27 protein-coding genes are annotated in these 25,585 nt (G+C 60.7%); 6 read left to right on the top strand and 21 right to left on the bottom strand.

The window, feature by feature from the left end:
* The 3 genes from KBF66_RS13175 to KBF66_RS13165 all read right to left on the bottom strand — a co-directional run.
* Nucleotides 1-400, bottom strand: a 400-nt coding sequence (locus tag KBF66_RS13175) for a Gfo/Idh/MocA family oxidoreductase (RefSeq protein ID WP_296657560.1), incomplete at its 3' end; no start/stop codon positions are given.
* 3 nt (nt 401-403) lie between these two features.
* Nucleotides 404-1,201, bottom strand: coding sequence for an aldolase/citrate lyase family protein (locus KBF66_RS13170; protein ID WP_296657556.1), 798 nt, complete (start codon nt 1,199-1,201; stop codon nt 404-406).
* The gene (locus KBF66_RS13165; RefSeq protein WP_296657570.1) at nt 1,201-2,970 is read right to left on the bottom strand and encodes an IlvD/Edd family dehydratase; all 1,770 of its coding nucleotides are present in this window, start codon (nt 2,968-2,970) and stop codon (nt 1,201-1,203) included. The genes KBF66_RS13170 and KBF66_RS13165 overlap by 1 nt, the downstream gene beginning before the upstream one ends.
* 53 nt (nt 2,971-3,023) lie before the next feature.
* On the opposite strand from KBF66_RS13165, the gene KBF66_RS13160 reads away from it, so the two are divergent.
* Complete coding sequence (locus KBF66_RS13160; RefSeq protein ID WP_296657551.1) at nt 3,024-4,163, top strand: LacI family DNA-binding transcriptional regulator; 1,140 nt, start codon at nt 3,024-3,026, stop codon at nt 4,161-4,163.
* Here the strand turns inward: KBF66_RS13160 and KBF66_RS13155 are convergent.
* The 3 genes from KBF66_RS13155 to KBF66_RS13145 form a co-directional block, all read right to left on the bottom strand.
* The gene (locus KBF66_RS13155) at nt 4,123-5,076 is read right to left on the bottom strand and encodes an AEC family transporter (RefSeq protein ID WP_296657549.1); all 954 of its coding nucleotides are present in this window, start codon (nt 5,074-5,076) and stop codon (nt 4,123-4,125) included. The genes KBF66_RS13160 and KBF66_RS13155 overlap by 41 nt on opposite strands.
* Nucleotides 5,077-5,268: 192 nt before the next feature.
* A complete protein-coding gene (locus KBF66_RS13150; RefSeq protein ID WP_296657544.1) occupies nt 5,269-5,412 on the bottom strand; it encodes a DUF3149 domain-containing protein in 144 nt (47 codons plus the stop codon).
* Nucleotides 5,413-5,548: 136 nt separating this feature from the next.
* The gene (locus KBF66_RS13145; protein ID WP_296657566.1) at nt 5,549-6,025 is read right to left on the bottom strand and encodes a DUF3299 domain-containing protein; all 477 of its coding nucleotides are present in this window, start codon (nt 6,023-6,025) and stop codon (nt 5,549-5,551) included.
* A 301-nt stretch (nt 6,026-6,326) separates the two neighbouring features.
* Here KBF66_RS13145 and KBF66_RS13140 point away from each other — a divergent pair, with 301 nt between their 5' ends.
* Entirely contained in the window at nt 6,327-9,596 is a 3,270-nt protein-coding gene (locus tag KBF66_RS13140) for a response regulator (protein WP_296657542.1), read from the top strand.
* 16 nt (nt 9,597-9,612) lie between these two features.
* Nucleotides 9,613-10,845, top strand: coding sequence for a two-component system response regulator (locus KBF66_RS13135; protein WP_296657540.1), 1,233 nt, complete (start codon nt 9,613-9,615; stop codon nt 10,843-10,845).
* Nucleotides 10,846-10,869: 24 nt separating this feature from the next.
* Here KBF66_RS13135 and KBF66_RS13130 read toward each other — a convergent pair whose 3' ends face one another.
* Genes KBF66_RS13130 through KBF66_RS13115 form a run of 4 tightly spaced genes read right to left on the bottom strand, consistent with a single transcriptional unit; the run spans nt 10,870 to nt 13,517 of the window.
* Nucleotides 10,870-11,118 carry a hypothetical protein gene (locus KBF66_RS13130; RefSeq protein WP_296657538.1) on the bottom strand — a complete coding sequence of 83 codons (249 nt, stop codon included), beginning with the start codon at nt 11,116-11,118 and terminating at the stop codon, nt 10,870-10,872.
* Nucleotides 11,119-11,132: 14 nt separating this feature from the next.
* Nucleotides 11,133-12,335: an FtsX-like permease family protein gene (locus KBF66_RS13125; protein ID WP_296657536.1), complete on the bottom strand. Its 1,203-nt coding sequence runs from the start codon at nt 12,333-12,335 to the stop codon at nt 11,133-11,135.
* Between the two features lie 16 nt (nt 12,336-12,351).
* Entirely contained in the window at nt 12,352-13,014 is a 663-nt protein-coding gene (locus tag KBF66_RS13120) for an ATP-binding cassette domain-containing protein (RefSeq protein ID WP_296657535.1), read from the bottom strand.
* Nucleotides 13,011-13,517 (bottom strand): Fur family transcriptional regulator, encoded by a 507-nt coding sequence (locus tag KBF66_RS13115; RefSeq protein ID WP_296657533.1) that lies wholly within the window; start codon nt 13,515-13,517, stop codon nt 13,011-13,013. The genes KBF66_RS13120 and KBF66_RS13115 overlap by 4 nt, the downstream gene beginning before the upstream one ends.
* Before the next feature lie 100 nt (nt 13,518-13,617).
* Here KBF66_RS13115 and KBF66_RS13110 point away from each other — a divergent pair, with 100 nt between their 5' ends.
* Genes KBF66_RS13110 through KBF66_RS13100 form a run of 3 tightly spaced genes read left to right on the top strand, consistent with a single transcriptional unit; the run spans nt 13,618 to nt 15,409 of the window.
* The gene (locus KBF66_RS13110; RefSeq protein ID WP_296657530.1) at nt 13,618-13,812 is read left to right on the top strand and encodes a hypothetical protein; all 195 of its coding nucleotides are present in this window, start codon (nt 13,618-13,620) and stop codon (nt 13,810-13,812) included.
* Nucleotides 13,806-14,549 carry a metal ABC transporter ATP-binding protein gene (locus KBF66_RS13105; protein WP_296657528.1) on the top strand — a complete coding sequence of 248 codons (744 nt, stop codon included), beginning with the start codon at nt 13,806-13,808 and terminating at the stop codon, nt 14,547-14,549. Before KBF66_RS13110 ends, KBF66_RS13105 begins: the two co-directional genes overlap by 7 nt.
* Entirely contained in the window at nt 14,546-15,409 is an 864-nt protein-coding gene (locus tag KBF66_RS13100; RefSeq protein WP_296657526.1) for a metal ABC transporter permease, read from the top strand. Before KBF66_RS13105 ends, KBF66_RS13100 begins: the two co-directional genes overlap by 4 nt.
* A gap of 73 nt (nt 15,410-15,482) precedes the next feature.
* On the opposite strand, the gene KBF66_RS13095 is transcribed toward KBF66_RS13100, so the two are convergent.
* The 11 genes from KBF66_RS13095 to KBF66_RS13045 all read right to left on the bottom strand — a co-directional run.
* Nucleotides 15,483-16,583, bottom strand: a complete 1,101-nt coding sequence (locus KBF66_RS13095) for a 2Fe-2S iron-sulfur cluster-binding protein (protein ID WP_296657524.1) — start codon at nt 16,581-16,583, stop codon at nt 15,483-15,485.
* Nucleotides 16,584-16,608: 25 nt separating this feature from the next.
* Complete coding sequence (gene paaD, locus KBF66_RS13090) at nt 16,609-17,166, bottom strand: 1,2-phenylacetyl-CoA epoxidase subunit PaaD (protein WP_296657522.1); 558 nt, start codon at nt 17,164-17,166, stop codon at nt 16,609-16,611.
* A gap of 2 nt (nt 17,167-17,168) precedes the next feature.
* A complete protein-coding gene (gene paaC / locus KBF66_RS13085) occupies nt 17,169-17,951 on the bottom strand; it encodes a 1,2-phenylacetyl-CoA epoxidase subunit PaaC (protein WP_296657563.1) in 783 nt (260 codons plus the stop codon).
* The gene (gene paaB, locus KBF66_RS13080; protein ID WP_296657521.1) at nt 17,951-18,247 is read right to left on the bottom strand and encodes a 1,2-phenylacetyl-CoA epoxidase subunit PaaB; all 297 of its coding nucleotides are present in this window, start codon (nt 18,245-18,247) and stop codon (nt 17,951-17,953) included. Before paaB ends, paaC begins: the two co-directional genes overlap by 1 nt.
* Nucleotides 18,244-19,257: a 1,2-phenylacetyl-CoA epoxidase subunit PaaA gene (gene paaA / locus KBF66_RS13075; RefSeq protein ID WP_296657519.1), complete on the bottom strand. Its 1,014-nt coding sequence runs from the start codon at nt 19,255-19,257 to the stop codon at nt 18,244-18,246. The genes paaB and paaA overlap by 4 nt, the downstream gene beginning before the upstream one ends.
* A gap of 54 nt (nt 19,258-19,311) precedes the next feature.
* A complete protein-coding gene (locus KBF66_RS13070) occupies nt 19,312-20,094 on the bottom strand; it encodes an enoyl-CoA hydratase/isomerase family protein (protein WP_296657516.1) in 783 nt (260 codons plus the stop codon).
* Between the two features lie 101 nt (nt 20,095-20,195).
* Complete coding sequence (locus KBF66_RS13065; protein ID WP_296657515.1) at nt 20,196-21,341, bottom strand: ABC transporter substrate-binding protein; 1,146 nt, start codon at nt 21,339-21,341, stop codon at nt 20,196-20,198.
* A gap of 28 nt (nt 21,342-21,369) precedes the next feature.
* Nucleotides 21,370-22,575, bottom strand: a complete 1,206-nt coding sequence (pcaF, locus tag KBF66_RS13060) for a 3-oxoadipyl-CoA thiolase (RefSeq protein WP_296657512.1) — start codon at nt 22,573-22,575, stop codon at nt 21,370-21,372.
* Between the two features lie 73 nt (nt 22,576-22,648).
* A complete protein-coding gene (gene paaK / locus KBF66_RS13055) occupies nt 22,649-23,974 on the bottom strand; it encodes a phenylacetate--CoA ligase PaaK (RefSeq protein WP_296657509.1) in 1,326 nt (441 codons plus the stop codon).
* 458 nt (nt 23,975-24,432) lie between these two features.
* Nucleotides 24,433-24,915: a hydroxyphenylacetyl-CoA thioesterase PaaI gene (gene paaI / locus KBF66_RS13050; protein ID WP_296657506.1), complete on the bottom strand. Its 483-nt coding sequence runs from the start codon at nt 24,913-24,915 to the stop codon at nt 24,433-24,435.
* Nucleotides 24,908-25,585, bottom strand: a 678-nt coding sequence (locus KBF66_RS13045; protein WP_296657502.1) for a 3-hydroxyacyl-CoA dehydrogenase family protein, incomplete at its 5' end; no start/stop codon positions are given. The genes paaI and KBF66_RS13045, both read right to left, overlap by 8 nt.

The following is a 25,585-nucleotide window of genomic DNA, read 5'->3' as shown; positions in this document are numbered from 1 at the left end:
CGGCCACGGGCGGCATGTAACGGTATTCCTGCGCCACCCAGGTCAGCGCCTGGCGACCCCGCGCCTGCTCGACCAGTGCGTGGGCGTCCGCCACCTTGGTGCACAACGGCTTTTCTGCCAGGATGTGTAAATCGGTGCGCAAAGCCTGTTTCAGCACGTCCACATGGGTGAAGTTGGGTGTGGCCACCACCACCGCATCGCACAGGCCGCTGTCCAGCAGCGCCTGGGCATTGTCAAACTGCGGCACGGGTGTTTTGAGCAGCGCCTGTGCTTGGGCCAAGCTCTCGGGATGCGTGTCGGCCATCGCCGTCACTTCGGTGGCTTGCAGGGCCTGAATGTTTTCGATGTGTTCGCGGCCCATGCTGCCGCAACCGATGATGCCGTAACGAATCTTCTGCATGTCTCAATACCCTTGGCTATGAATTTGGATGTCCTGAGCGCGGATGGCAGACAACACGCTGGCGCAATTGCGCATCATCAGCCCCAGATCGGAGGCGCAGGCGATGTAGTCAAACCCCGCCGCACGGTAAGTGGCCACCGCATCCGGCGTGCCGCCCACCGTACCCACCGGTTTGCCCACCTGGTGGCAGCGGCGCACGCCGTCGGCCATCAGCGCCACGACCTCGGGGTGCATCAAGTCGCCCACATGGCCCATGGCTCCGCTGAGGTCGCCCGGCCCCATAAAAATCGAATCGACCCCTGGCACGGCGGCAATTTCTTCAATACATGCCATTGCTTGCGGCGTTTCCACCTGCACGATCACACTCACCGTTGCATTGGCCACCTTGAAATGGTCTTTAGTCGTGCCAAAGCGCGAGGCACGACTCATGGCGGCCATGCCACGCACACCTTCGGGGGTGTACTTACACGCGGCCACGGCGCTTTGTGCCTCTTGCGCGTTTTGTACAAACGGAAACATCAGCGTCTGCGCGCCGGCGTCGAGCACGCGCTTGACCATCACCGTGTCGTTCCACGGCACACGGGTGACGGGGACCGCCTGGGTTCCCGCAATGGCCTGCAAAACATGCACCAGCCCAAGCAGATCAAGCGGTGTGTGCTCCATGTCCAGTAGCAACCAATCGAACCCGGCGCAACCCATGGCCTCCGCCACCAGGGGGCTGGCCGACATCACCCACGAACCCACCGGGTAACCCGAAGGCAAAGCCTTGTTGGCAAGCAGGGTTTTGAAAGGATTGCTCATCAATAAATCACCGGTTCCGGGCTTTTGGCGTTGCCCTGCAAAAAGTCAAAGTCACAACCCAGATGCGCTTGCGTCACATGCTGCTGGTACAAGCGGGTAAAGCCACGCGTTGCCAAGGCGTCGGCAGGTTTCCAGGCGGCGCGGCGCGCCAACAACTGCTCGGGCGACAGTTGCACCTGCAGACGCCTGGCGGGTACATCAAGTTCAATCACGTCGCCGGTCTGGATCAGCGCCAGCGGGCCACCCACCGCGCTTTCGGGCGAAATGTGCAGCACACAAGTGCCGTAGTGGGTACCGCTCATGCGCGCGTCGCTCAGGCGCAGCATGTCGCGCACGCCCTGGCGCAGCAGCTTTTTGGGGATTGGCAGATTGCCCCACTCGGGCATGCCAGGCGCGCCCACGGGTCCGGCGTTACGCAACACCAGAATCGTGTTTTCGTCGCAGTCCAGCGTTTCATCGGCCATGGCAGCCAGCATCTGGGGCTGGTTGTCAAACACCAACGCCCTGCCTGTGTGCCTGAGCAAGTTGTCGCTGGCGGCACTGGGCTTGATCACCGCGCCATCGGGGGCCAGATTGCCCTTGAGAACCGCCAGCGCGCCTGCCGTACTGACGGGTTGGTGCAGCGGGCGTATCACCTGCGCGTCCAGCACCTGCGCGGCGTTCACCTGATCAGCCATGGTGCACCCTGCCACCGTGCGCTCACTCAAGGACAAAAACGGCGCAATCACCTGCATCAACGCGGGCAGCCCGCCAGCGTAATAAAAATCTTCCATGAGCCGGTCGCCGCTTGGAAACAAATTGGCCAGCACGGGGACTTGGCGCCCCATCGCGTCCAGATCATCCAGCGTCAGGTCAACGCCCAATCGCCCGGCCATGGCGATGATGTGCACGGCCGCATTGGTGGAGCCGCCCAGCGCCATCTGCACCGCCAGCGCGTTCTGGAACGAGCCGCGCGTCACCAGAGTTGACGGCCTCAGGTCTTCCGACACCATGCCCACAATACGTTCGCCACACGAGGTGGCCATGCGGCTGTGCGCGCTGTCCATGGCCGGAATGCTGCTGGCGCCGGGCAGCGTCAGCCCTAGCGCCTCGGCAATCGCCGTCATGGTGGAGGCAGTGCCCATGGTGTTGCAGGTGCCGGGCGCGCGTGTCATACGGCTCTCCAGATGCTGCAGCTCGGCGGCGTCCAGATTGCCGGCCTGGTACTCGTCCCAGAACATGCGGGTATGCGTTCCCGCACCGACCGTGCGCGCCACGCCGTCCTTGACATAGCGGTCGTTGAGCATGGTGCCGGCCGGGCAAAAAATGGTCGGGATGTCCATGCTGAACGCGCCCATCAGCGTGCCGGGTGTGGTTTTGTCGCAGCCCGCCAGAATCACCACACCGTCACACGGCAGACTGCGCAGCAGTTCTTCGACCTCCATCGCCAGGAAATTGCGGTACAGCATGGTGGTCGGCTTGACCAGCACCTCGCCTAGACTCATGGCGGGCAACTCCACTGGGTAACCGCCGGCCATCAGAATGCCTTTTTTGACCGACTCGGCGCGTTCGCGCAAATGCGCGTGGCACGGGGAGAGGTCGCTCCAGGTGTTGATGATGGCCACCATCGGCCGGTCCATCACGTCTTCACGGCGCCAGCCTTGCTGCTGCATGCGCTGGCGATGGGCAAAGCCGCGCATGCCGGCATCGGCAAACCAGCGACGGCTTCTGAGTTCTGACAGGGTTTTGTGGGACGCCAAAGGGAGTACGGGTATCGGGTTTGTGCGGATGGTCACGCCATGTGTTAGCGCTAACATTAACAACAATTCTGCTTTTCGTCATCATGGAAAACCCGCAGCCCGCCCGTGACAACCCCGGCGCACGCCCGCGGCGCAGCCACGGCCGCGCCACCCTGGCCGACGTGGCCGCGCATGCCGGCGTGACGCCCATGACGGTATCGCGCATGTTGCGCGAGCCAGACCGGGTGGCGCCCGAGACCGCGCAGCGCATTCGCCAAGCCATCGACGACACCGGCTACTCGCCCAACAAACAAGCCGGTGGGCTGGCCAGCGGGCGTTCGGCCATTGTGGCGGCCATCATCCCCAGCGTGGCCAATTCGGTCTTTGCCGAAACCATTCAGGGCTTGTCGGATGCACTGCAGCCAGCCGGGCTGGAACTGTTTCTGGCGCCCAACGACTACAAACTCGACCGTGAGGAAGAGCAGCTCAAGACACTATTGGGTTGGGGTCCTGCCGCTATCGCCGTGACCGGACGCAGGCACAGTTCGGGCGCGCGCACCTTGATGCGCCAAGCCAAGCGCGCCGGCACCCCGGTGATCCAGATGTGGGATCAGGACCCGCTCGACACCGAGTTCTTGCAAGTCGGATTCAACCACCCTCAGGTCGGCATGAGCATGGCCCGCCATCTGCTGGACTGTGGTTACCGTGACCTGGGTTATGTGGACAGTGGTGTGGTCGAAGATTTTCGGGCGCATGAACGTGGCCAGGGTTTTGTGCAGGTGGCACTTCAGGCCGGTGCCCAATTACAGGTATCGGTAGCCAGTGCGTGTGAGCCCATGGCCGCCGGTCGTTTGATGCTTCAACAGTTGAAGCAAAAAAATCGCTTGCCTCGAGCACTGGCTTTCGCCAATGACCATCTGGCGGCGGGTGCCTGCCTGGAAGCGCTGGACATGGGCATCTGTTTGCCCGGCCAACTGGCGCTGCTGGGTTATGGCGACTTCTCAATTTCGCAGCAACTCGGGGGCGGCATCAGCACCATGGCAACGCCGCGCTACCAGATTGGCCAGGTCACCGGGCAATCAATTTTGCAACTGCTGGGGCTGATGACCATCGGACCCGACCCCGCCGCTGGATTGCCGAATCTCACGCCACGCCTGGTGGTACGCAACACTACGGTCCAAGGCACCGATTACCCCCCCAAGGCTAAGTCAGGAATCTGGGAACCAGCGTCATCACCAGCGTGACGCTGAGTCCGGCCAGCAAGGTGGAGACCGCCACACTGGCAGTGACCAGATCCTGTGCCGTCTGGTAGCGCTGTGAAAACAAAAATACATTGGCCCCCACCGGCAGCGAAGCGGCAATCACCAGCACCACCAGGGTTTCACCGCGCAAGCCCAATGCCCAACCCACCAGTGCCATGAGCAGCGGATGTAACAGCGTCTTGATAGCCGCCACCCGCATCGCCCCTTTCAGTTCCCCACGAATGGGCACCTGCGCCAGTGTGGCGCCCACCAGCAACAGTGCCACGGGGCCAAACGCATTAGCCAGCAGCAGCAAAGGCCGGTCGATCACGCCGGGCAAGGTCCAGCCGGTCTGCGAAAACAACAGCCCAGCGATGATGGGCAACGGAACCGGGTGGATGATGGCGCTGCGCAAGGCCTGCAGCACCGTCCATCCATGATGACGTGCTGGCGCGGTACCGGCTTGCGCCATTTCGTGAGCCTGCAACAGTTCCAACACCACCGTGACCGAGGTCAGCAACACCAGCGAATGCAGAGAAATCAGGGTGAACAACAACACCAGCGCGCGGTCACCATAAGCCAGTCCAATCAGCGGAATGCCGATCATCACGTTATTGCTGAAAATACTGGCAAGCGCCAGCACAGCCGCGCGGCTGTTCATGCCCCAGAGCGCCAGCAGCACAAAAAACAGCGTCCCCGCCACCGCAAAATAAACCGCCACCGGTGCAAAGTCGAGCTGCTCGATGTGCACGGCACTCATGGTGCGAAACAGCAGTGCCTGGGTCAGCACCATGAACACCAGATTTGACAGGTCTTTAGTGCCTTCTGCCCTTATCCAGCCTATTTTTCCAGCTATCACTCCAATAGTAATCAAAAAAACCACTGGGAACAGGGATGAAAAAACGGGATGGTTCACAGGAATTGAGGTTCAGCAACTGATCGCCCAATTCTGTCTGAAAACCTGTCATCCAGGGACCGCTGGTGCCCCAAAGTTGCAAAGACAAACATGCAAAACGCCCGGCACCCAAAACACTTCAGGTACCAAGCGACGGATGCTGCCAAGGGAACTGCCAGCGGGAAGCAACGGACGGTGGCGTCCGCGTCGGGCTTATTTGCGGGCGTTTTTCTCGCTTTCGGCCATTTTGTTCTTGAGCGCCACATAGGCCCAACCCATACCCACCACCATCATGATGATGCCCACAATGCTCATAATGCCGTAGTCGGTGGAAAAGAGGTCTTGCATTGCTTTCATGATGTCTGTCCTTTGATGAGAGCTTATAAATTGATGAGCCGTGATGGCGGACTATGCAACAGGTCAACTCCATGAAATCTGACATATATCAAATTTAAGGAAAAAAAGCCGCGGTCAGCGCAGGCGTTTGGTGGCCTTACTTCACCACCACCGCATTCAGCATACGGTAATACAACCCGTAGTTGTCATCGGCCAGCACCGAAAACTCTCCTTCCACCACCACGGGTTCCAGGGTATAGGCAATCGGACTCGAGGTCTTGACCTCGACCATGCTCTCTGGACCGCCCGGGGTGCAGAATGAGCAGGTCAGGGGAACAGAGGTCAATAAAAAATGTTTCTGCCGCTGTCCGGGCTCCAGAGGCATCATGAAACCTTGCACGCGCTGTCTCTTGTTGTCCAGTCGAAGGACATGGGGCGGGTAATCCGGCAACAAACGATTGCTGACCTTTTTCAGTTTGACATCCGACAACAAGGACCATGGCAGCACATCATCGCGCGGCATCAACGGCGCAAACGGACTGTTGGGACTGTGAACCCCTGGCCCAGTGCCAGCGACCCCGGCCGGCATTGGCGAGCTGAGCTGAGCCAAGCCCGGCAAAGGCAGCAGAGCCATACCCACCAGGCAGCATAAGGACACTGCCCGATGGCCCCTCAACACCCAAAGTTTTGTCAATGCCATAAGAACTCCAGACCCATGTGGCGAATTGTCGACTGCGCTGCCGCCCTCACAGAGGGCCGGTGCGGAAAAAACCTCACACGATCGACCGGCAAGACTACACTTCGCAAAGGCAAAAAGGCAGGGTAACAGCGCATGAAGCTTATCCATTTTCGCAGCACAACAAACGGGTTGGTCTCCTACCGGGCTGCCATCAACTGCCGACCAAGACCACCCATGATCGGCTGAGCGCCTTGCCATGCTGCTTGTTTTGCTGTTCACCGCGTTGCTGCTCTTGACCACTGTTCTGGCAGTGTTGTTATGGCACCATCGGCGTCAGCACCTGATTCTGGCCAAACAAACAACGCAGCCGCCGGAGTCGGCCAGTGCCACCCTCCCGGTCGACACATCCACCTCCATTCAGGCGGTTCAAGAGGAGTTGCGAGAGATCCTCGAACAGCAAAAAGTTCTGTTCGACAACATTCCCTCGGGATTGGTGTTTTCTGCCGATGGCCTGATTCGCCAGATCAACACCAGTTTTGCCGTCATGGTCGGCGCCACCGCCGAGCAATTGATTGGACACAGCGCTGAGTTCCTGTTCGGCAACGCACAAGCGCAGGATGTGTTCAATGCACGGGTTGTGCCGCTGCTTGACAACGGTCATCGGGTGCTCGAAGAAGGCATCTTCAGGCGCTTTGACGGGTCGGCGTTTCATGGCCGGGTGACCGGGCGCAGGGTGAGCGTCAGCAGTTTTGTGCGCGCCACCATCTGGGTATTGGAGGATGTCACTGAGCACAAACAACTGGAGGCCCATTTGGAAGACCAGGCCAATTTTCAGAGTGCGCTGATCGACACCATTCCCTACCCGGTGTTCTACAAGGGCGTCGACGCACGCTTTCTGGGCGTGAACCGCGCCTATGAGGAAAGCATGGGCGTCAGCCGCGACATGCTGGTTGGCAAGCGCGTGCTGGACCTTGACTATCTTTCTGCCGCCGACCGCAAAGCCTATCAGCAAGAAGACGAAGCCATCATCGCCAGCATCGGCCGCAGCCAACGCGAGATGCTGATCCCGTTTGCCGACGGACGCGAGCATGAGACGCTGTATTTTGTCTCTGGTTTTGCGCGCGCGGATGGCAGTCCAGCAGGATTGGTCGGGACCTTTGTTGACATCTCCGAACAAAAGAACGCCGAACGCGCGATTGCTCAGGCCGCCCACAGCATGCAGCAAGCCAAGGAAGCCGCTGACGCGGCGAGTCGTGCCAAAGGTGATTTTCTCGCCAACATGAGTCATGAGATCCGCACACCCATGAACGCCGTGATTGGGTTGGCGCACCTGATGCAGAAGACCGAACTGAACCACCGCCAGCGTGACTACCTGCACAAGATCCAGCAGTCCGGCCAGCAGCTGCTGGGCGTCATCAACGACATTCTTGATTTTTCCAAAGTTGAAGCGGGCAAACTCAGCCTGGAACATATTGCCTTCGAACTCGACCGGGTGTTGCAGAACGTGGCCATGCTGATCATCGAGAAGGCCAACGCCAAAGGGCTGGAGCTGATCTGCGAAGTGGCTCCTGACGTGCCCACCAACCTGATCGGTGACCCGCTTCGCCTCGGCCAGGTGCTGATCAACTATGCGAGCAATGCCCTCAAATTCACCGAACAGGGCGACATCCGCATCGTGGTGACTTGTGCACAGTCGGATCGCGACGCTGTGGTGCTGCGCTTTGAGGTGCGCGACACCGGAATTGGTCTCACCAAGGACCAGATGACACAGCTGTTTCAGGGCTTTCAGCAAGCCGACAGCTCCATTACCCGCCGTTATGGTGGCACCGGGCTGGGTTTGGCCATCAGCAAGAATCTGGCCGAGTTGATGGGTGGGGGTGTTGGCGTGGAGAGTCTTGCGGGTGAGGGATCGACCTTCTGGTTTACCGCCCGTCTGGGGCTCGGAGAAACTCCGGTGCGTCGCCATATTTCGCGTCTGCAGATTCAGACCAAGCGGATTCTGGTGGTGGACGACAACCGCCACGCGGCAAAAGTGTTGCAGGACATGCTCGCCACCATCGGGTTTGACGTTGAGTCGGTCAACTCGGGGGCGGCTGCGATTGCGCGCATTCTGCAAGTCAGTCAGACCGGTGACCCTTTTGACTTTGTCATGCTGGACTGGCAGATGCCCGACATGGATGGCATTGAGACCAGTCAGCGCATCGGCGAATTGCCGATGGCAAGTTTTCCGCGCCCAGTGATGGTGACCGCTTATGGGCGCGAAGAAGTGATCAAAGCGGCTCACGATGTTGGCATTGACAACGTGCTGGTCAAGCCCGTCAGCGCCTCGCAACTGTTTGACACCATGCAGCACCTGCTCGGTGAAAGTGAGGTCAACCAGGCTGCGGTGGCGACACCACCGTGTGACCTGCAGGCGCTCGCGCATCTGCGCGGTGCGCGAGCGCTGATTGTGGAAGACAACGAACTCAACCAGCAAATTGCCTGCGAACTCCTCCTTGACGCGGGGTTTTTGGCCGATGTTGCGGCCAACGGCCAGATCGCTCTCACGATGCTGGCACAGCAACACGCGTTGCACCGGCCCTACGACGTGGTGCTGATGGACATGCAGATGCCGGTGATGGATGGCCTGCAAGCCAGTCAGGCCATCCGCCAGGACGCCCGTTACAGTGGCCTGCCCATCCTCGCGATGACCGCCAACGCGATGCAGGCTGACCGCGATCTTTGCCAGGCGGCTGGCATGAACGACTTTGTCGTCAAGCCGATCGAGCCGGCGTTGCTGTGGCGCGCTCTGGCACGTTGGACCCGCCCACGCGATGACTTGGGCCACAACGCGCCGGCCCTGGAATCCCTAGTTCAACCCGAGCGTCGCACGCCACAGCCAGACCGGCGCAAAGGCAACCGAGACGACAGCAAGCACCCCAACCAGATCCCGCACGACATCCCGGGCCTGGACACTCAGCTCGGCTTGCGCCATGCCATGGGCAAACATGAGCTCTATCTGAGCTTGTTGACGCAGTTCCTGCGCAGCCATCAGGACGCACTGCAACCGATCCGTCAGGCCATCCTGCAGGGCGAACTGGCCACTGCAGAACGGCTGGCGCACACCCTCAAAAGCGTGGCGGCCAACATTGGCGCCAGACCCTTGCATGACGAGATGGAAAGGCTTGAAAATGCCCTGCGTGACGGAAAGAATCCGTCACAGTACCTGTTGATGCTGGATGCGCCAGCGGTCTTGTTGGAACAGTTGATCACCCATTTACGGGCCTGTTTACCCGCCGCGCGACCGGTGCAAGTGGCAGAGCAGTTTGACCCGGCAGAACTCAGCGCGGTTTGCCGCGATTTGCAGGGTCTCTTGGCCTACGATAATCCGCAAGCTGCGGATCTGATACAGGAATATGCCCCCATACTCAGAGCCGGTTTGGGCGACAGCTTCCGGAAAATGCAAGGTGCCGTCGACGCATTTGATTTTCCGGCCGCCTTGTCGGCCCTGGATGAGGGTGTTGCCCAGGCGGGAATTCGACTTTAGCGCAGGAGTGACCATCATGCACAGTTTTGATCAAATGGGCACCGCCACCTTGCTGGTGGTGGATGACACCCCGGAAAACCTCTCCCTGATGTCGGGTCTGCTCAAGGACAATTACCAGGTCCGGGTCGCCATCAATGGCGACCGGGCGCTGTCGATCGCCATGTCGGAAAGTCCACCCGATCTGATCCTGCTTGACATCATGATGCCTGAGATGGACGGTTACGAAGTCTGTCGCCGACTCAAAGCCAACCCAGCCACACGCGACATCCCGATCATCTTTCTGACGGCCCGATCAAGCATCGAAGATGAGCAAAAGGGACTCGAAATGGGCGCGGTCGATTACATCACCAAACCGATCAACCCGCCGATCGTGCTGGCGCGGGTGGCAGCGCAGTTGTCACTCAAGGCCAGCACCGATTTCTTGCGCGAGAAAAACGAATTTCTGAACGAGAAGAACGACTACCTCCGGGAGAAAAATGCCTTCCTTCGAGATAAAAATGACTTTCTGGAGCATGAGGTGGTGCGCCGTACCCAGGAGGTCACCGCGATTCAGGACGTCACCATTCTGGTCATGGCATCTTTGGCCGAAACCCGCGACGCCGAGACCGGCAACCATATCCGACGCACCCAACACTACGTGCGTGCACTGGCGATCAGGCTCAAACCCCATCCGCGATTTGAGGGTTTTTTGAGCGACCACAACATCGACATGTTGTTCAAATCAGCTCCGCTACATGACATCGGCAAGGTCGGCATCCCCGACCGCATCCTGCTCAAACCCGGGCGGTTTACCGTCGAGGAGTTTGAGATCATGAAAACCCACACCACACTGGGACGCGATGCCATCGCACAAGCCGAAGCATCGCTGGGAACACGGGTCGAGTTCTTGACCATGGCCAAGGACATTGCCCTGTTCCACCAGGAGAAATGGGACGGTAGCGGTTACCCTGCAGGTTTGCGGGGTGATGCAATACCTGTTTCTGCCAGGCTGATGGCCATTGCGGACGTTTATGACGCTCTGATCAGTCGCCGTGTTTACAAGGAACCCATTGCGCACGAACAAGCGGTGCACATCATTGCCAATGGTCGCGGCACCCACTTTGACCCGGACATGGTTGACGGCTTTATCCAGATCCAAGGTGAGTTTCACGCCATCGCCCTGCGCTATGCCGACTCAGAAGTCGATCTGGAACGAAAGGCCAGCTACATCGATTGCGCCTGCAACACGGCAGTGACCAACCCCATTTGAGCCGTTCACACGCAGCAACGCGTATCAGTGCTGATGCTTCATCCCGCAGTACTTGCCAATTGCCAGACCTTTGCAGGCGACTTGCAGCTCCTTGAGGCAAGCCTCTACTTTCTTGCCGGACTCCAGACATTTGGCTGCCGATTCGTGCGCGCCAGCCATCGCCCGGTGGCGTGCAATATCTTCCAGGGTTTCCTTGTCGCCGTGTGTTTCAGCTGCGACGGCAGTCGTCGCTGAGGCGGCGATCAATAAAAGGGCCAGAAGGCTTTTCTGCATATTTCCTCTTTAAGTTAACGGGACTGGAGAAGCGCCAGCACACTGAGTCGATAGGCGCCAAGTGCCGGTATCAGGGCGGCGCCCAGCGCCACCAGCAAGGCCAGGCTAGGCACCCACCAAAGGACAGGTGGCCAAACCATACCACCGACCAGCAGGCTGCTGTCGAGTTGCAGGAACCAAGCCAGCAGCACGACCAGAATTTGCCCGAGCGCCAATCCGAGCACGGTGCCAAGCGATGCCAGCCACATCGCCTCACACAAGAGCAATGCAGCCAGGCGACGCGGCGGCGCACCGAGCAAGCGCAGCAGCGCCAGATCGCCCTGGCGCTCGCGCACCGCAGACCACAGGGCAATGAACACGCTCAATCCTGCCGTCAACAGCAGCACTGCAGCAAAAGCACGCAGCACGTCGATGCCAATGCCCAGCAGCAACAACAAACGGCTGACTTCCAGCGCCGGAGCTGCGGCCTGCATTTCGGTGCGACTATTCACCCACCTTGGAAAACTCAACGCCGCCATCGGCGTCTTGTAGCGGATCAAGGCCAGGGTAATTTCACGTTCTGCTTCAACAATTTCGCGGTCATCTTCGTCCGCAGCCGTGTCATCTTCATGCACCTTCCAGACGGATGCCGTGTCGGTCAGAATCAGGCGGTCCAGCACACTGCCGCTGGGTGCCAGAATGCCAACCACGGTGTAAGGGTTTTCACCATGACTGTGGCCACTTGCACCAAAGCCGTGCGACCCGACAAAACGCTGGCCGACCTGAAGACCCAGTTGCCGGGCCACACGACTGCCCAGCACCGCTTGCATCGGCGCTTGCCAGCGCACGCCTGCGGCCAGTTGAGCCTGGTAATGGTCCAGGTAAGCGCCCGAAGTACCGACAATGCGAAATCCCTGAAAGTTATCCCCCAGACTGATCGGGATCAGCTGTGCCACCTGGGGGTGTTGTGCCAGTTCATCGATGGCGGCCAATGACACGTTACCGGTCGGCACATCCAGATGCAAGACTCCACTCAAAATCAATTGCATCGGGCTGCCCTTGGCACCGACCACCACGTCGATACCCACCAGATCTCGCTCAAAAGCGCGGGACAACTGATGCCCTACCAACAGCAAAAAGGTGATCGACGCCAACCCCAAACCCAGCAACAGCACGTTAAGTGCGGCTCCCAAGGGGCGGGACCAAAGATAGCGCCAGGCAAAAAATAGTGTCTTCATCAACTACTTTGCATAGCTAACTATTCAATAGATGTAAGCGCTTGAGCGCCTTTTGACCTATATTTTCATGATCAAGAAGCGGCGTGATCCGGGCGTCGTGACTCGCAATCACCAGTGTCGCCGTGTGCGCACGCGCCGTATGCACCAGCACTGCCACCGCATCTGCTGCAGCAGCGTCATCCAGGCTGGCGGTTGGCTCGTCTGCCAGAATCACCTGCGGCTGCAGCAGCACTGCACGCGCCAGCGCCACGCGCTGCGCCTGCCCGCCCGACAGTTGCGCCGGCAGCCGCCGGCCGAGCTCTGCCACGCCAAGCGCCGTCAGTACCCGGGCAATGCGCGCCGGGTCCTCAGGCACCCCGGCAGCCCATTGCGCAAAGGCCAGGTTTTTCTGAACGCTGAGGGCCGCGCTCAGGTGCAGTCGCTGCGGCAAGAAACCAATGGTTTTAGCTCGCCAGGCATCTGACGTCAACCGTTCCAGATCACGCAAATTCTGCCCGGCAACCATAAGTTCGCCTTTGGTCGCAGGAACCAAGCCGGCCACCAATGCCAGCCAGGTGGATTTGCCACTGCCTGAGGCACCGCTCAGCAGCAACACGCCGCCCTGCGCCACCTCCACATCAGCATACTGCAGTGCCGCGGCGCCAGGATAGTGATAGCACAGACCCTCTGTGCGTATCATGGCGCGACATCAGCGGATGCCGCACTGACACAATCGGCACACACTCCCCGCACCGCCAGATCCAGGCTCAAACCCTGATAGCCGAGCGCCCGCAACGCCTGCATGGCGTGTTGTGCTGCCAGTTCAAGGTCGACCGCACCCGATGGCAAGGCTCCCGCCAGCGGGCTGTCGCGGTGACAACTCTGACATTCGAAATGTGGCATCGCCTTGACGCTGGCCGGCATGGCCTGATAACGCCGCACGCGCCGGGCATCGACGCGGCACAACAACAGACCCACCTGGGTCAGACGATCGATCAGCCGGTACAGGGTGACACGGTCCAGGCTATGCGCATCATCGGCCAGCGACTGCTGCAATTGGGCGTGGGTGTAACTGATGTCCGGATGCGCCAGCAGCCAACCCAACACCCGGCGTGCGGCACCGGTACGACGCAGTCCATGCGCCGACAACAAGGCATCAATGGGGTCGATCTCAGGCAAATCCGAAGCAGTTTGAGGTGACATGGCTTGAAAAATTCTGGCAACAGGACCTAATGCAACCAAGTTGCACTAAACTATACCGCAATCCAGTTGCATTATCATGCACTCTCTGCACCACAGCTTCATGTCGGACCCTTCCACACCCCGCCACACCCACCCGCACCAAGCTGGCACGCAGCCGCGATCGCCACGTTGGGCCTGGCTGCAAGTGGGTGCGCTTGGCTGGTCAGCCAGATGGCGGGTGGCATTGGTCAGCCCTTTGCTGCTGCTGCTATGGCTGGCGGTATGGTGGGCTAGCCAGGAGGTGGCGCCATGGTGAAGCTGGACAATTTGACGGTCAGCTACCGCCAACATCCGGCACTGCATCACATCACGGGTCAGTTTACCCGTGGCTCGTTGACGGCGGTCATTGGACCCAACGGGTCTGGAAAAAGCAGCTTGCTAAAAACCATCATGGGACTGCTGCCCGTCAGTGGTGGTGGCGTGCAGGTCACGGCAGATCGAGCGGCAATGGCTTATTTGCCACAAACAACCGAGATTGACCGAAGTTTTCCGATGACGGTACGCGAATGTGTGCTGCTGGGTGCCTGGAGCTCCGTGGGTGCCTGGAGTGGCGTCAACCCAAGACTGCTCGCTCGCGTTGACAGCGCCATTCAGTCCGTCGGGCTGCAAGGTTTCGAGCAACGCCCGGTTGGCTCACTCTCCAGTGGACAGTTTCAGCGCGTGCTGTTTGGGCGCATGTTGATGCAGGATGCAAGCTTGATTCTGTTGGACGAACCTTTCAATGCCATGGATTCGCGCACCACCAACGCGCTACTCGATCTGATCAAACAGTGGCACCAGGATGGCCGCACCGTCATTGCGGTATTGCACGACGACGCTCAGGTACTGGCGCACTTTCCGCAAACACTGCTGCTGGCGCGCGAACTGGTGGCCTGGGGCGACACCTCCCAGGTGCTGACGCCAGGCCATCTGGACAAGGCGCGCGCGCTGGCCGAAGCCTGGGACGATCAGGCTGAAATCTGCCACAGCGACGAACACGCGGCCCAGCCATGATCGACCTGATAGTCGGGCCCTTTGCCGAGTTCGCCTTCATGCGTCGGGCACTGGTGGCCACCGTGGCTCTGTCCATGAGCGCCGCACCGCTGGGGGTGTTTCTAAGCTTGCGGCGCATGAGCCTGCTGGGTGACGCGCTCAGCCATGCCGTATTGCCAGGCGTGGCCATTGGTTTTATGCTGGCGGGACTGTCGCTAGGGGCCATGGCTGCTGGCGGTGTGGTGGCCGGTTTGCTGGTGGCAGCGCTAGCCGGCATGATCAGCCGCGCCACCCCGCTGAAAGAGGACGCCAGTCTGGCCGCGTTGTACCTGATGGCATTGGCACTCGGGGTCACACTCATCTCCCGCCAGGGCAGTCAGCTGGACTTGCTGCACATCCTGTTTGGCAGCGCACTTGGCGTCGACGAAGCGGGACTGCTGCTGGTAGCCAGCGTCGCCACCATCAGCCTGCTGGCGCTGGCAGCGATGTACCGGGGGCTGGTGCTGGAAACCTTTGATCCGATCTATCTGAGCGCCACTGGTCATCGTGGTTGGGTCTGGCAGCAGGGCTTCTTGATGCTGGTGGTGATTAATCTGGTGGCGGGCTTTCAGACCCTGGGCACATTGATGGCAGTTGGCTTGATGATGTTGCCGGCGGTCTCTGCCCGGCTTTGGCACGACCGGCTGGGTGCCCAGTTGGTCAACGCCAGCGCCCAAGCCATGCTCGCCAGCGGCGCAGGGTTGCTGCTGTCCTACCACCTCGATACGCCCAGCGGACCGACCATCATCGCCTGTGCCGGCCTGTTCTATCTTTTGTCGCTGCTGGTGTCACCGATGGGCTGGTTACCACAACATCGCAAACGTCCACACCGGGTGGGGTAGGTGTCTCGAAAAGCAATAGGCCAAGGTTGTGGCGCAACGATGGGCAGGTCACCCCGTGCGCACGGTTGACTCCTCACCGCTCATCAAAACTCACGGTCACAGCGGCACTACTGGGGCGCGCCTGGCAGCTCAACACAAAGCCCTGTTCAGTCTCCCACGGCTCCAGCCCAAAGTTCTTGTCCATCGTCACCTGACCCTGGGTGAGTTTGCAGCGGCAGGTTGCACATACCCCACCTTTACAAGAAAAAGGCAAATCCAGGCCTGCAGCCAGTGCAGCATCGAGCACATGCTGGGTGGGCTCCATTTTCAACGCATGTGACTTGCCATCCAGGACCACCGTCAGCGCCACCTGGCCATCCCCTGCGGGCAAGTGACCCTGCCCTGTCACGGCCCGCCGTTCTTGTGGGGTCAAGGACTCCAGGGTCGGTGAGCTAAAACGCTCGGTGTGCAATTGCCGCGCTGGTACGCCCGCTTCCAGCAAGGCATGTTCAGTCGCCTCGATCATGGCCTCCGGGCCGCAAATGAAAACCTCGTCCATGCTGGCAACGGGCAACAAGGCTGCCACGATGGCACGCACCTTGTCACCATCGATGCGCCCTTGCAACAAATCCACCTCCTGCGCCTGACGCGACAACACATGGATCAGCGTCAGGCGATCGGCATAAGCGTCCTTCAGGTCCTGCAATGCTTCGTTGAACATCACACTGGCCATGTTGCGGTTGCCGTAGACCAGGGTGAACTTGGCCTTCGGTTGGTCCTGCAATGTGCTGGCCAGTATCGACAGGATCGGCGTGATGCCCGAACCCGCAGCGAATCCCACGCGATGCAGGGCGCGTGGTCGCTGCGAGACGAAACGCCCCTGCGGCGGCATGACGGCCAGCGTGTCGCCCTCCTTGAGCTGAGTCGCGGCCCAATTGGAAAACACCCCGCCCCGCATCGGCCGAATGCCGACCACCAGTTCCTGCTGCTGAAGAAAATGCTGGCGGGTACAGCAGATCGAATAGCTTCGCCGCGTATCGACCCCGTCGATGCTGCTGCGCAGGCTCAGGTATTGGCCGGGCTTGAAATCAAAGATATCGCGCAACGCGTCGGGCACGTGCAAGGCAATGGCCACGGCACCGGCGGCCTCTGGAGCGATGCGGGCGACGCGCAAAGGGTGAAAACGTGTAGGCATGGCAGACAGGTGTGCAGCAGCACACTCAGTAAGGTTTGAAATAGTCAAAGGTCTCAAGGCAGCTCAAACAGCGGTAGAGCGCCTTGCAAGCGGTCGAACCGAAATGGGATATCTCTGTGGTCTGTGCTGAGCCGCACTGTGGGCAGGCCACGGCGCAGGCATCGCTCTGCGGCCTCTTCTTGCTGGAAAAGGAAATCACCGCGGCGGCTGATTCGACTGCACAGGCGTGTGGCGGTGCAATGCCGTAGGCGCGCAACTTGTCGCGAGCCGTGTCGGTCATCCAGTCGGTGGTCCAGGGGGGAGCCAGTTGGGTCACAACACGCGCCGCCATGCCCGCCGAACGCAGTGTGGCCACCACATCATCGTTCATCTGGCGCATGGCCGGACAGCCGCTGTAGGTGGGTGTGATCACCACCTCCAGCCCGTTGGCACTGTCACGCACCGCGCGCAAGATACCCATTTCACGCAAATTGACCACAGGTATCTCGGGGTCGGCGACCAACTCCAGCGCCGACCACACCGCAAAGTGCGCGTCACCGGGCAGCCGCGGTGCCAAAGGTCCCTCCGGGAGTGGGGCCAACATGGCTACCAGACCGCTTGCGGGTGGGCACGGGCCAGGCTCTGAATTTCCGCCAGCACATAGCCCAGATGTTCGGAGTGCATCCCGAGCTTGCCAGAGCTGACAAAACCACCTGGAGCCGGTCGCGTCAATGTGGCCTGCGCCAGCACGCTGTCGACCGTGCCGCTCCATCCAGCCTGCAGCGCCCCAATATCGACGCCCACCCCAGCCTTGAACGCTGAGGTCTCCATGGCGCTAGCACTCCAGAACTCCTGCGTGTAGGGCATCAGGTGGTCAATGGCCGCCTGCATCCGCGCGTGCGAGACCTCGGTCCCATCACCGAGCCGGATCACCCAGTCCTGCGCATGGCGCAGGTGGTACTGTGTTTCCTTCAAAGATTTGGCGGCAATGGCAGCCAATTGGGCGTCGCGGCTGGCTTTCAGACCTTGCCACACCCGCACCATCAGCGCGCTGTACAAGAAATTGCGCCCGATCGTCACCGCGTAGTCACGATCTCCCCCGGCACCCGGGTGCAGTGCCAGGCTGTGCGGCAACTCCAGCAGGGTGTAGTTCCTGAAATCGGGCACATCACGCCAGTAGGCCAGCAGATCTTCACTGGTCTTTCCGTCGCCACGCAGGGTTGCCACGTGTTGGTACAGCAGACGCGCCTGACCGATCAGGTCTAGGCTGTTGTTGGCCAGTGCCAGATCTTCTTCGAGCACGGGCCCGTGGCCACACCACTGGGCATTGCGCTGACCCAAAATCAACGCGTTGTCGCCAAGGTGCAGCAGATACTCCTGCACCTTCATCACATGTGCCCCACTTCTTCGGGAATGTTGTAGAAGGTTGGGTGGCGGTAGATTTTGTCGGCCGCCGGATCAAACAACGCTTCTTTGTCCTCGGGGGCGCTGGCGGTGATATTTTTGGATGGCACCACCCAGATGCTCACACCCTCCTGGCGGCGCGTGTAGATGTCGCGCGCCATTTGCAGGGCATGCTGCGCGTCGCTGGCGTGCAGGCTGCCGCAGTGTTTGTGCTCCAGGCCTTGTTTGCTGCGAACAAACACTTCCCACAAGGGCCAGTCTTTGAGGGCTGAGGTGGTCATGCTGCTTCCTTCTGTGGTTGGAGTTGGTGCTTGTGCGCATAGGCCAATGCCGCATCGCGCACCCACTGCCCGTCGTTGTGGGCCTTGACGCGGGTGGCCAGGCGTTCACGGTTGCACGGGCCATTGCCGTTGACCGTGCTCCAGAACTCGTCCCAGTCGATCTCGCCATGGTCGTAGTGCTGGCGCTCATCGTTCCACTTCAGCAGCGGATCAGGCAGCGTCACGCCCAGCACATTGGCCTGTGGCACGGTGGCATCAATAAACTTTTGCCGCAAATCGTCGTTGCTGATGCGCTTGATGCCCCACCTCATCGCCTGCTCGCTGTGCGGGCTGTTGGCATCCGGAGGGCCAAACATGGCCAGGCACTTCCACCAGAAACGGTTGACCGAATCCTGCACCATCGCCTTCTGCTCGGCGGTGCCCTGCATCATCACCAGCAGCGCCTCATACCCCTGGCGCTGATGGAACGACTCCTCTTTACAGACACGGATCATCGCGCGGGCGTACGGGCCATAACTACAGCGGCACAGCGGAATCTGGTTCATGATGGCGGCGCCGTCGACCAGCCAGCCGATCACGCCCACGTCAGCCCAGTTGAGCGTGGGATAGTTGAAGATGGAGCTGTATTTGGCGCGGCCACTGTGCAGGTCGGCCAGCATCTGGTCGCGCCCCTGGCCCAGCGTTTCAGCGGCGCTGTACAGGTACAGACCGTGGCCGCCTTCGTCTTGCACCTTGGCAATCAGGATCGCCTTGCGTTTCAGGCTGGGAGCGCGGCTGATCCAGTTGCCCTCTGGCAACATGCCCACAATCTCGCTGTGCGCATGCTGGCTGATCTGGCGCAGCAGCGTTTTGCGGTAAGCGCTGGGCATCCAGTCTTGCGGTTCGATCTTGCCGTCAGCGGCTATTCTTGCGTCAAAACGCGCTTGCAATTCAGGGTTTTCCATTGACAAGGGGCGAGTCGATGGTTTTTCACCGGGCGACTCCTGCACGTTAAGCGACTGGGTGTACATGGGCGCAGGCTCCTGTGGGTTGAACAAATGGTACGCTTTGGCGGCATGCAGGTGTTACGCCTGCCAAGCCGGCGGGCGCTTGTCGAGAAATGCGCCAATGCCGTCGCGCGCCTCGGGGGTGGAGCGTTGTGTGGCGATGCGACGGGCGGTGTCTTCCAGGGTGGCCGCATCGATGGGGCGGCCTTTCACGGCTTCGATCAGGTCTTTGGCCGCTTTTTGGGCGAGTGGGCCACCAGCCAGCAGTGGCTCCACAAGCGCAGCCACACCGGCGTCAAGTGCCTCCACCGCGGTCACTTCGTTGACCAGACCGATCATCAGCGCGCGCTCGGCGCTGATTTTTTCGGCACTTTGAAAATAGCGCAGCGCGTGGCGTGGCCCAATCGCCCGCAGCACGTAGGGGCTGATGACCGCCGGGATGATGCCAAATTTGACCTCGGAGGTGGCAAAACTTGCGTCGCTGCTGGCCACCGCCATGTCGCACGCCACAGCCAGCCCGGTGCCGCCCCCTAAGGCCGCGCCGTGCACCCGCGCAATGGTGGGCTTGGACATGCCAGCCAGCCGCTGCAGCATGTGGGCAAAGCGGCGTGCGTCGGCCAGGTTGTCGGCCTCGCTACCCTTGGCGGCGCGGCGCATCCAGTTCAGGTCGGCCCCGGCCGAAAAATGCTTGCCCCGCCCGCCCAGCACCACCACACGCACGCGGGGATCGGCGTCAAGCTGCAAGCAAGCCTGGTGCAGGTCGGCAATCAGCTGCTCATTGAAGGCGTTGAACACCTTCGGGCGGTTCATCCAGACCGTGGCGACCGGTCCGGCATGTTCTATTTGTAAGGTTTCAAACATGGGCTTCCTGGGTTAAGAACGGTGGAGCAAAAAATGGGGGGCGGATCCGCGTAGCGCAGCGAAGACGGCTCTGACCCCTTTTTTTGCGGGTTACCTGTGCCTTAATTCGCCTGTGTCCAGTCGCCGTTCTTGATCTCCAGCATCCGGAAGGCCGACAGGTCCAGGCCCATGTGGTCGGTGGCCGACATGTTGACCACACCGCCGGTGCCGACGAAGCCCTTGGTGGCTTCAATCGCGTCGCGCACCTTAGCCTTGTCGGTGCCACCGGCGCGCTTGATCGCATCCACCGCCAGCATCAGGCCGTCGTAGGCGTGGCCGCCAAAGGTCGACACATCGGTTTTCCATTTGGCGCTGAAGGCCCCGGCATACCCTTCAGCCACGGCTTTTTGCGGGTCGTTGGCGGCGAGTTTGTTGGCAATCAGCAGTGCGGCGGCGGGCAGGCGGACTCCTTCAGAGGCCGGGCCAGCGAGTTTGATGAACTCGTCAGACGCTACGCCATGGGCGTGGTACAGCGGCAGCGTCATGCCCAGCTGTTTGTAGCCTTTGGTGGCAATCGCCGGGCCTTGGCCCAGACCAAAGATAAACACGGCCTGCACGCCGGGGGTGTTGCGGATTTTGGTGAGCTGCGGGCTCATGTCAGTGTCTTTGGGGCCATAGGTTTCGTTGGCGACCAGGGTGATGCCGTATTTGCCGGCCACGCCTTCGGTCTCTTTTTTGCCCGACTGGCCAAAACCACTGTTCTCAGAGAACAAGGCCACCTTGGTCAAACCACGTTTTTTCATGTCCTCAAACACTTTTTCGGCAGCCATGCGGTCGGTATGCGGGGTTTTGAACACCCATTTTTTGACGGGTTCGACAATCACCACGGCACCGGCCAGCGAGATGAAGGGCACACCGGCCTTTTCCACCAGCGGCACCATCGACATGGTGGAGCCGGTGGTGGTGCCGCCCACGATGATGTCGACCTTGTCGTCGTCGATCAGGCGCTTGCCAAAGCCGTTGGCCTTGCCGGCGTCGCTACCGTCGTCGTAGTGCACCAGCTCGAGGTTGCGGCCCAACACGCCGCCTTTTTTGTTGATGTCTTCCACATACATCTGCAGGGTCTTGAGCTCAGGGTCGCCCAGGAAGGCGGCCGGTCCGGTGACCGAGAGCACCGAGCCAATCTTGATCGGGTCTGCGGCCAGGGCGGCCAGCGTGCTCAGTGCCAAAGCGGTACCAAGGGCGAGTTTTTTGAGGGTAAATTTCATGGATGTGTCTCCTTTGTGGTTAAAAAAATCAGGTTCGCTCAATCACCAGGGCAATGCCTTGCCCAACACCAATGCACATCGTGCAAAGCGCATAACGCCCGCCACGCCGTGCCAGTTCATACAGCGCGGTGGTCACCAACCGCGCACCGCTCATGCCCAGAGGATGCCCAATGGCAATCGCGCCGCCATTGGGGTTGACCCTAGCGTCGTCATCGGCCAGGCCCAGGTCACGCAGCACCGCCAGGCCTTGCGCGGCAAAGGCTTCGTTGAGCTCGATCACGTCCATCTGATCCAGCGTCAGGCCAGCACGGGCCAGCACCTTGCGCACCGCCGGTGCCGGGCCAAAACCCATAATGCGCGGGGCCACCCCGGCAGCCGCCATGCCGACGATGCGGGCGCGCGGGGTCAGCCCGTTGGCGCTTGCAGCCTGCTCTGAGGCAATCAGCAGCGCGCACGCGCCATCGTTTACCCCCGAGGCGTTGCCCGCAGTCACCGACAGCTCGGGTCCATTCACGCCTTTGAGTTTGGCCAGCATGGGCAGCGTGGTGTCGGGGCGCGGGTGCTCGTCGGTGTCCACCACCGTGGGCTCACCCTTTTTGTTGGGGATCAGCACCGGAGTCAGCTCGTCAGCAAACCGCCCGGCCGCGTGCGCTGCCGCCCAGCGCTGTTGCGAGCGCAACGCAAAGGCATCCTGGTCGGCGCGCGAGATGGCAAAGTCGGCCGCCACGTTGTCAGCGGTTTGCGGCATCGAATGCGTGTCGTACAGCTTTTTCATTGTCGGGTTGACAAAGCGCCAGCCGATGGTGGTGTCAAAGATGGCCGCGTTGCGAGAAAACGCGCTCTCGGCCTTGCCCATGACAAACGGCGCGCGCGACATGCTCTCCACGCCGCCGGCAATCATCAGGTCGGTCTCACCCGACTTGATGGCACGCGCGGCCATGCCAATGCAGTCCATCGACGAGCCACACAAGCGGTTCACGGTGGTGGCAGGCACCTCCACCGGCAAACCTGCCAGCAGCCCGGCCATGCGCGCCACGTTGCGGTTGTCTTCGCCGGCCTGGTTGGCGCAGCCGTAAATGATGTCGTCGACGCTGGCCCAGTTGACCTGCGGGTTGCGCGCCATCAAGGCTTTGAGGGGAATGGCGGCCAGGTCGTCGGCACGCGCGCTGCTCAACGCGCCACCGTAGCGGCCAATGGGGGTGCGAACAGCGTCGCAAATGAAGGCTTCAGGCATGGATTTTCAATACTAAAGTTAATAGCTGTAAGCGCTTGATATAAAAGGGCTGGAGGTCGATTTCATCTACAAATCAGACCAGCTTGGGCCGCTCGTCAATCACCCGCTTGGCCTTGCCAGTCAGGGTGCGCGGGATCGAGTCAAACGCCATCACATTCACCTGGGTGGAGACGCCGATGTTGGTCTTGATGTGGTGCTGCAGCTCTTTGGCAATGGCATCCATTTCCGAGCGGGTAAGCTTGCCCGAGAGCTCGCGCTGTACCTCGCAGCGCACCTCGACATCATCAAGATGCCCTTCGCGCGACAGCAGCACCTGGTAGTTGCCCGACAAGCGTTTGTCACGCAAAATTTGCTCTTCAATCTGCGTCGGAAACATGTTGACACCGCGCACGATCAGCATGTCGTCGGTGCGGCCGGTGATCTTGCCCATGCGCCGAAACGCGCGCGAGGTGGGCGGCAGCAGGCGCGTGAGGTCGCGCGTGCGGTAGCGCACCACCGGAAAAGCCTCTTTGGTGAGCGAGGTAAATACCAGTTCGCCATCCGACCCGTCGGGCAGGACCTCACCGGTTTCGGGGTCGATGATCTCGGGGTAAAAATGGTCTTCCCAGATCACCGGGCCGTCTTTGGACTCAATGCATTCGCTGGCGACACCCGGTCCCATGACTTCGGTCAGGCCGTAAATGTCGATGGCGTCGATGCCCAGTTTGGCTTCAATCTCGCGGCGCATGCCCTCACCCCAGGGCTCAGCACCAAAAATGCCGACCTTGAGCGAGATGTCTTGAGGCGCGATGCCCAGCCGCTCAAACTCTTCGGCGATCACCAGCGAGTAGCTGGGAGTGACCATGATGATGTCAGGCCGGAAGTCGACAATCTGCTGCACCTGTTTTTCGGTCTGGCCGCCCGACATGGGCACCACGGTGCAGCCCAGGCGCTCGGCACCGTAGTGCGCACCCAGGCCACCCGTAAACATGCCGTACCCATAGGCCACATGCACCATGTCGCCCTTGCGCCCGCCCGCCGCCCGGATGGAGCGCGCCACCAGATTGGCCCAGTGGTCGATGTCTTTGAGGGTGTAGCCCACCACAATCGATTTGCCGGTGGTGCCCGACGAGGCATGCACGCGTGCCACCTGCTCGCGCGGCACGGCAAACAGGCCAAACGGGTAGTTGTCGCGCAGGTCGGTTTTGGTGGTGAACGGGAATTTGGCCAGATCGGTCAGGGTTTTGAGGTCGCTGGGGTGCACGCCCTTGCTATCGCACTTCTGCTTGAAGCTGGCCACGTTGTTGTAACTGTGGGTCAGCGTCCACTGCAGGCGCTGCAGTTGCAGGGCAGAGATCTCGTCGCGGCTGGCTAGCTCAATGGCTTCCAGGTCACCGGGCTGGGGTTGTCTGCAGGTCATGCTTGTCTCCTCATGGAAAACGTGAATAAGAGATGATTTTGCGCTCGGCGCATCTGAAACTTCTGTCGTACAACGTGCTTGTTGCTTGGAGCGACACTTGGCGATGGGTAACTTCTGAACCCGTGAATGACGGTGTGACAAACCGCGCCCTGAATCCGCGCAGCGGGTGGGCCGGACAGCTTCCTCATACTGGAGTACCAGAAATCGTCAGCCGCCCGGCCCACCCACTGCGCTAATGCTGGTTGGAATACGCAAGCCCACGCGTACGCCAAGTATTGCCTTAAGTTTTGCTTCAGCACAACGCGGTCGTTGGCACAGTTGCCGGCAGGGGTGGGTGCCGATTTCTGGTACCCCAGTATGAGGCTCCCGCCCCTGCCGGCAACTGTACCGGGCGCAAACCCATCACCAAGCCCGTACAAAGAACTCACCATAACGTCAAGAGCAATTGGTCGGCGCATTCATGCCTGCCCGTCCGCCAGCTGCAGTCCAGCAATCACTTCGCCCTTGATGCGGTAACTTTTGCCCCGAAACAGCGCCACCGTCTTACCGCCCAAGGTGCGCACGGTGATGTCGTACACACCCGTGCGTCCTGACAGTGAACGCTCCACCGCTTCAGCTTCAAGCACATCGCCCTCGCGCGCCGGCGCCAGAAAGTCAATGCTGCAGCCCGAGGCCACGGTGTTCTGGTTGTAGCTGTTGCACGAGAAAGCAAACGCGCTGTCGGCCAGCGTGAAGATAAAGCCGCCGTGGCAGATGTGGTGGCCGTTGACCATGTCACCGCGCACCACCATGCGGATCAAGGCGTAACCAGGCTTGACGCTCTGGATCTGCATGCCCAGCCCTTGCGTGGCGCGGTCGCGCGACCACATGGCCTGGGTCACCGCGTCGGCCAGCGTTTGCGGGTCTGTCGGGGTATCTGGGGTGATCGCGGTCTCAGTCATGAAAAGCCTTCTGTGCAAAAACATGCTGCTGTATCAGCGGCGAGGTGCGGTAACGGTCTTCGCCATAGGTGCTGGCCAAGTGACTCAATACGGTTTGAACCTGTTGAAGCCCAATGGTGTTGGCCCAGGCCAGCGGACCGCAGGGGTAGTTGACACCCAGGCGCATGGCGGTATCAACCGCCTGCGAGGTGCATACGCCCTGGTAAACCGCGTCAGCGGCCTCGTTGGCCAGCATGGCCACGGTGCGCATCACAATCAGGCCGGGGATATCCTGCAGGCGCGACACGGCAAAGCCCGCGGCCTGCAACACGCCGACGGCATCCTGAGCTGCTTGCGGGTCGCACTGCGCGGCAACACTGATCGCCAGCCGGGTGGCTTTGTGGTAGTCCAGCGCCAGATCGATCAGCACGGTGTTGGGCGTTTGCGTCTCAAATGCGCGGCGGGTGGCACTGCGGCCATCGGTGACACACAGCACAGCGCCGCCTGCTTGGGCAATGCGGGCGTCGCTGCTGGCAGCGCGGGTAACACTGACCGATGCGGCACCGAGCCGCTCTGCCAGCGCCTGCGCGGCTGGGGAATCGCCACAGATTTCCACCTTGGCGGGCAGCGCCTGCTTGGCCTCTTGCTGCGCAGCGGGTTTCTCAGCGCCAGCGCTGTAGTCATAAAACCC

Origin of the sequence: Rhodoferax sp., from assembly GCF_018063565.1 — a bacterium.
Taxonomy (GTDB): Bacteria; Pseudomonadota; Gammaproteobacteria; order Burkholderiales; family Burkholderiaceae_C; genus Rhodoferax.
This window is presented reverse-complemented; position numbering and strand designations above follow the sequence as displayed.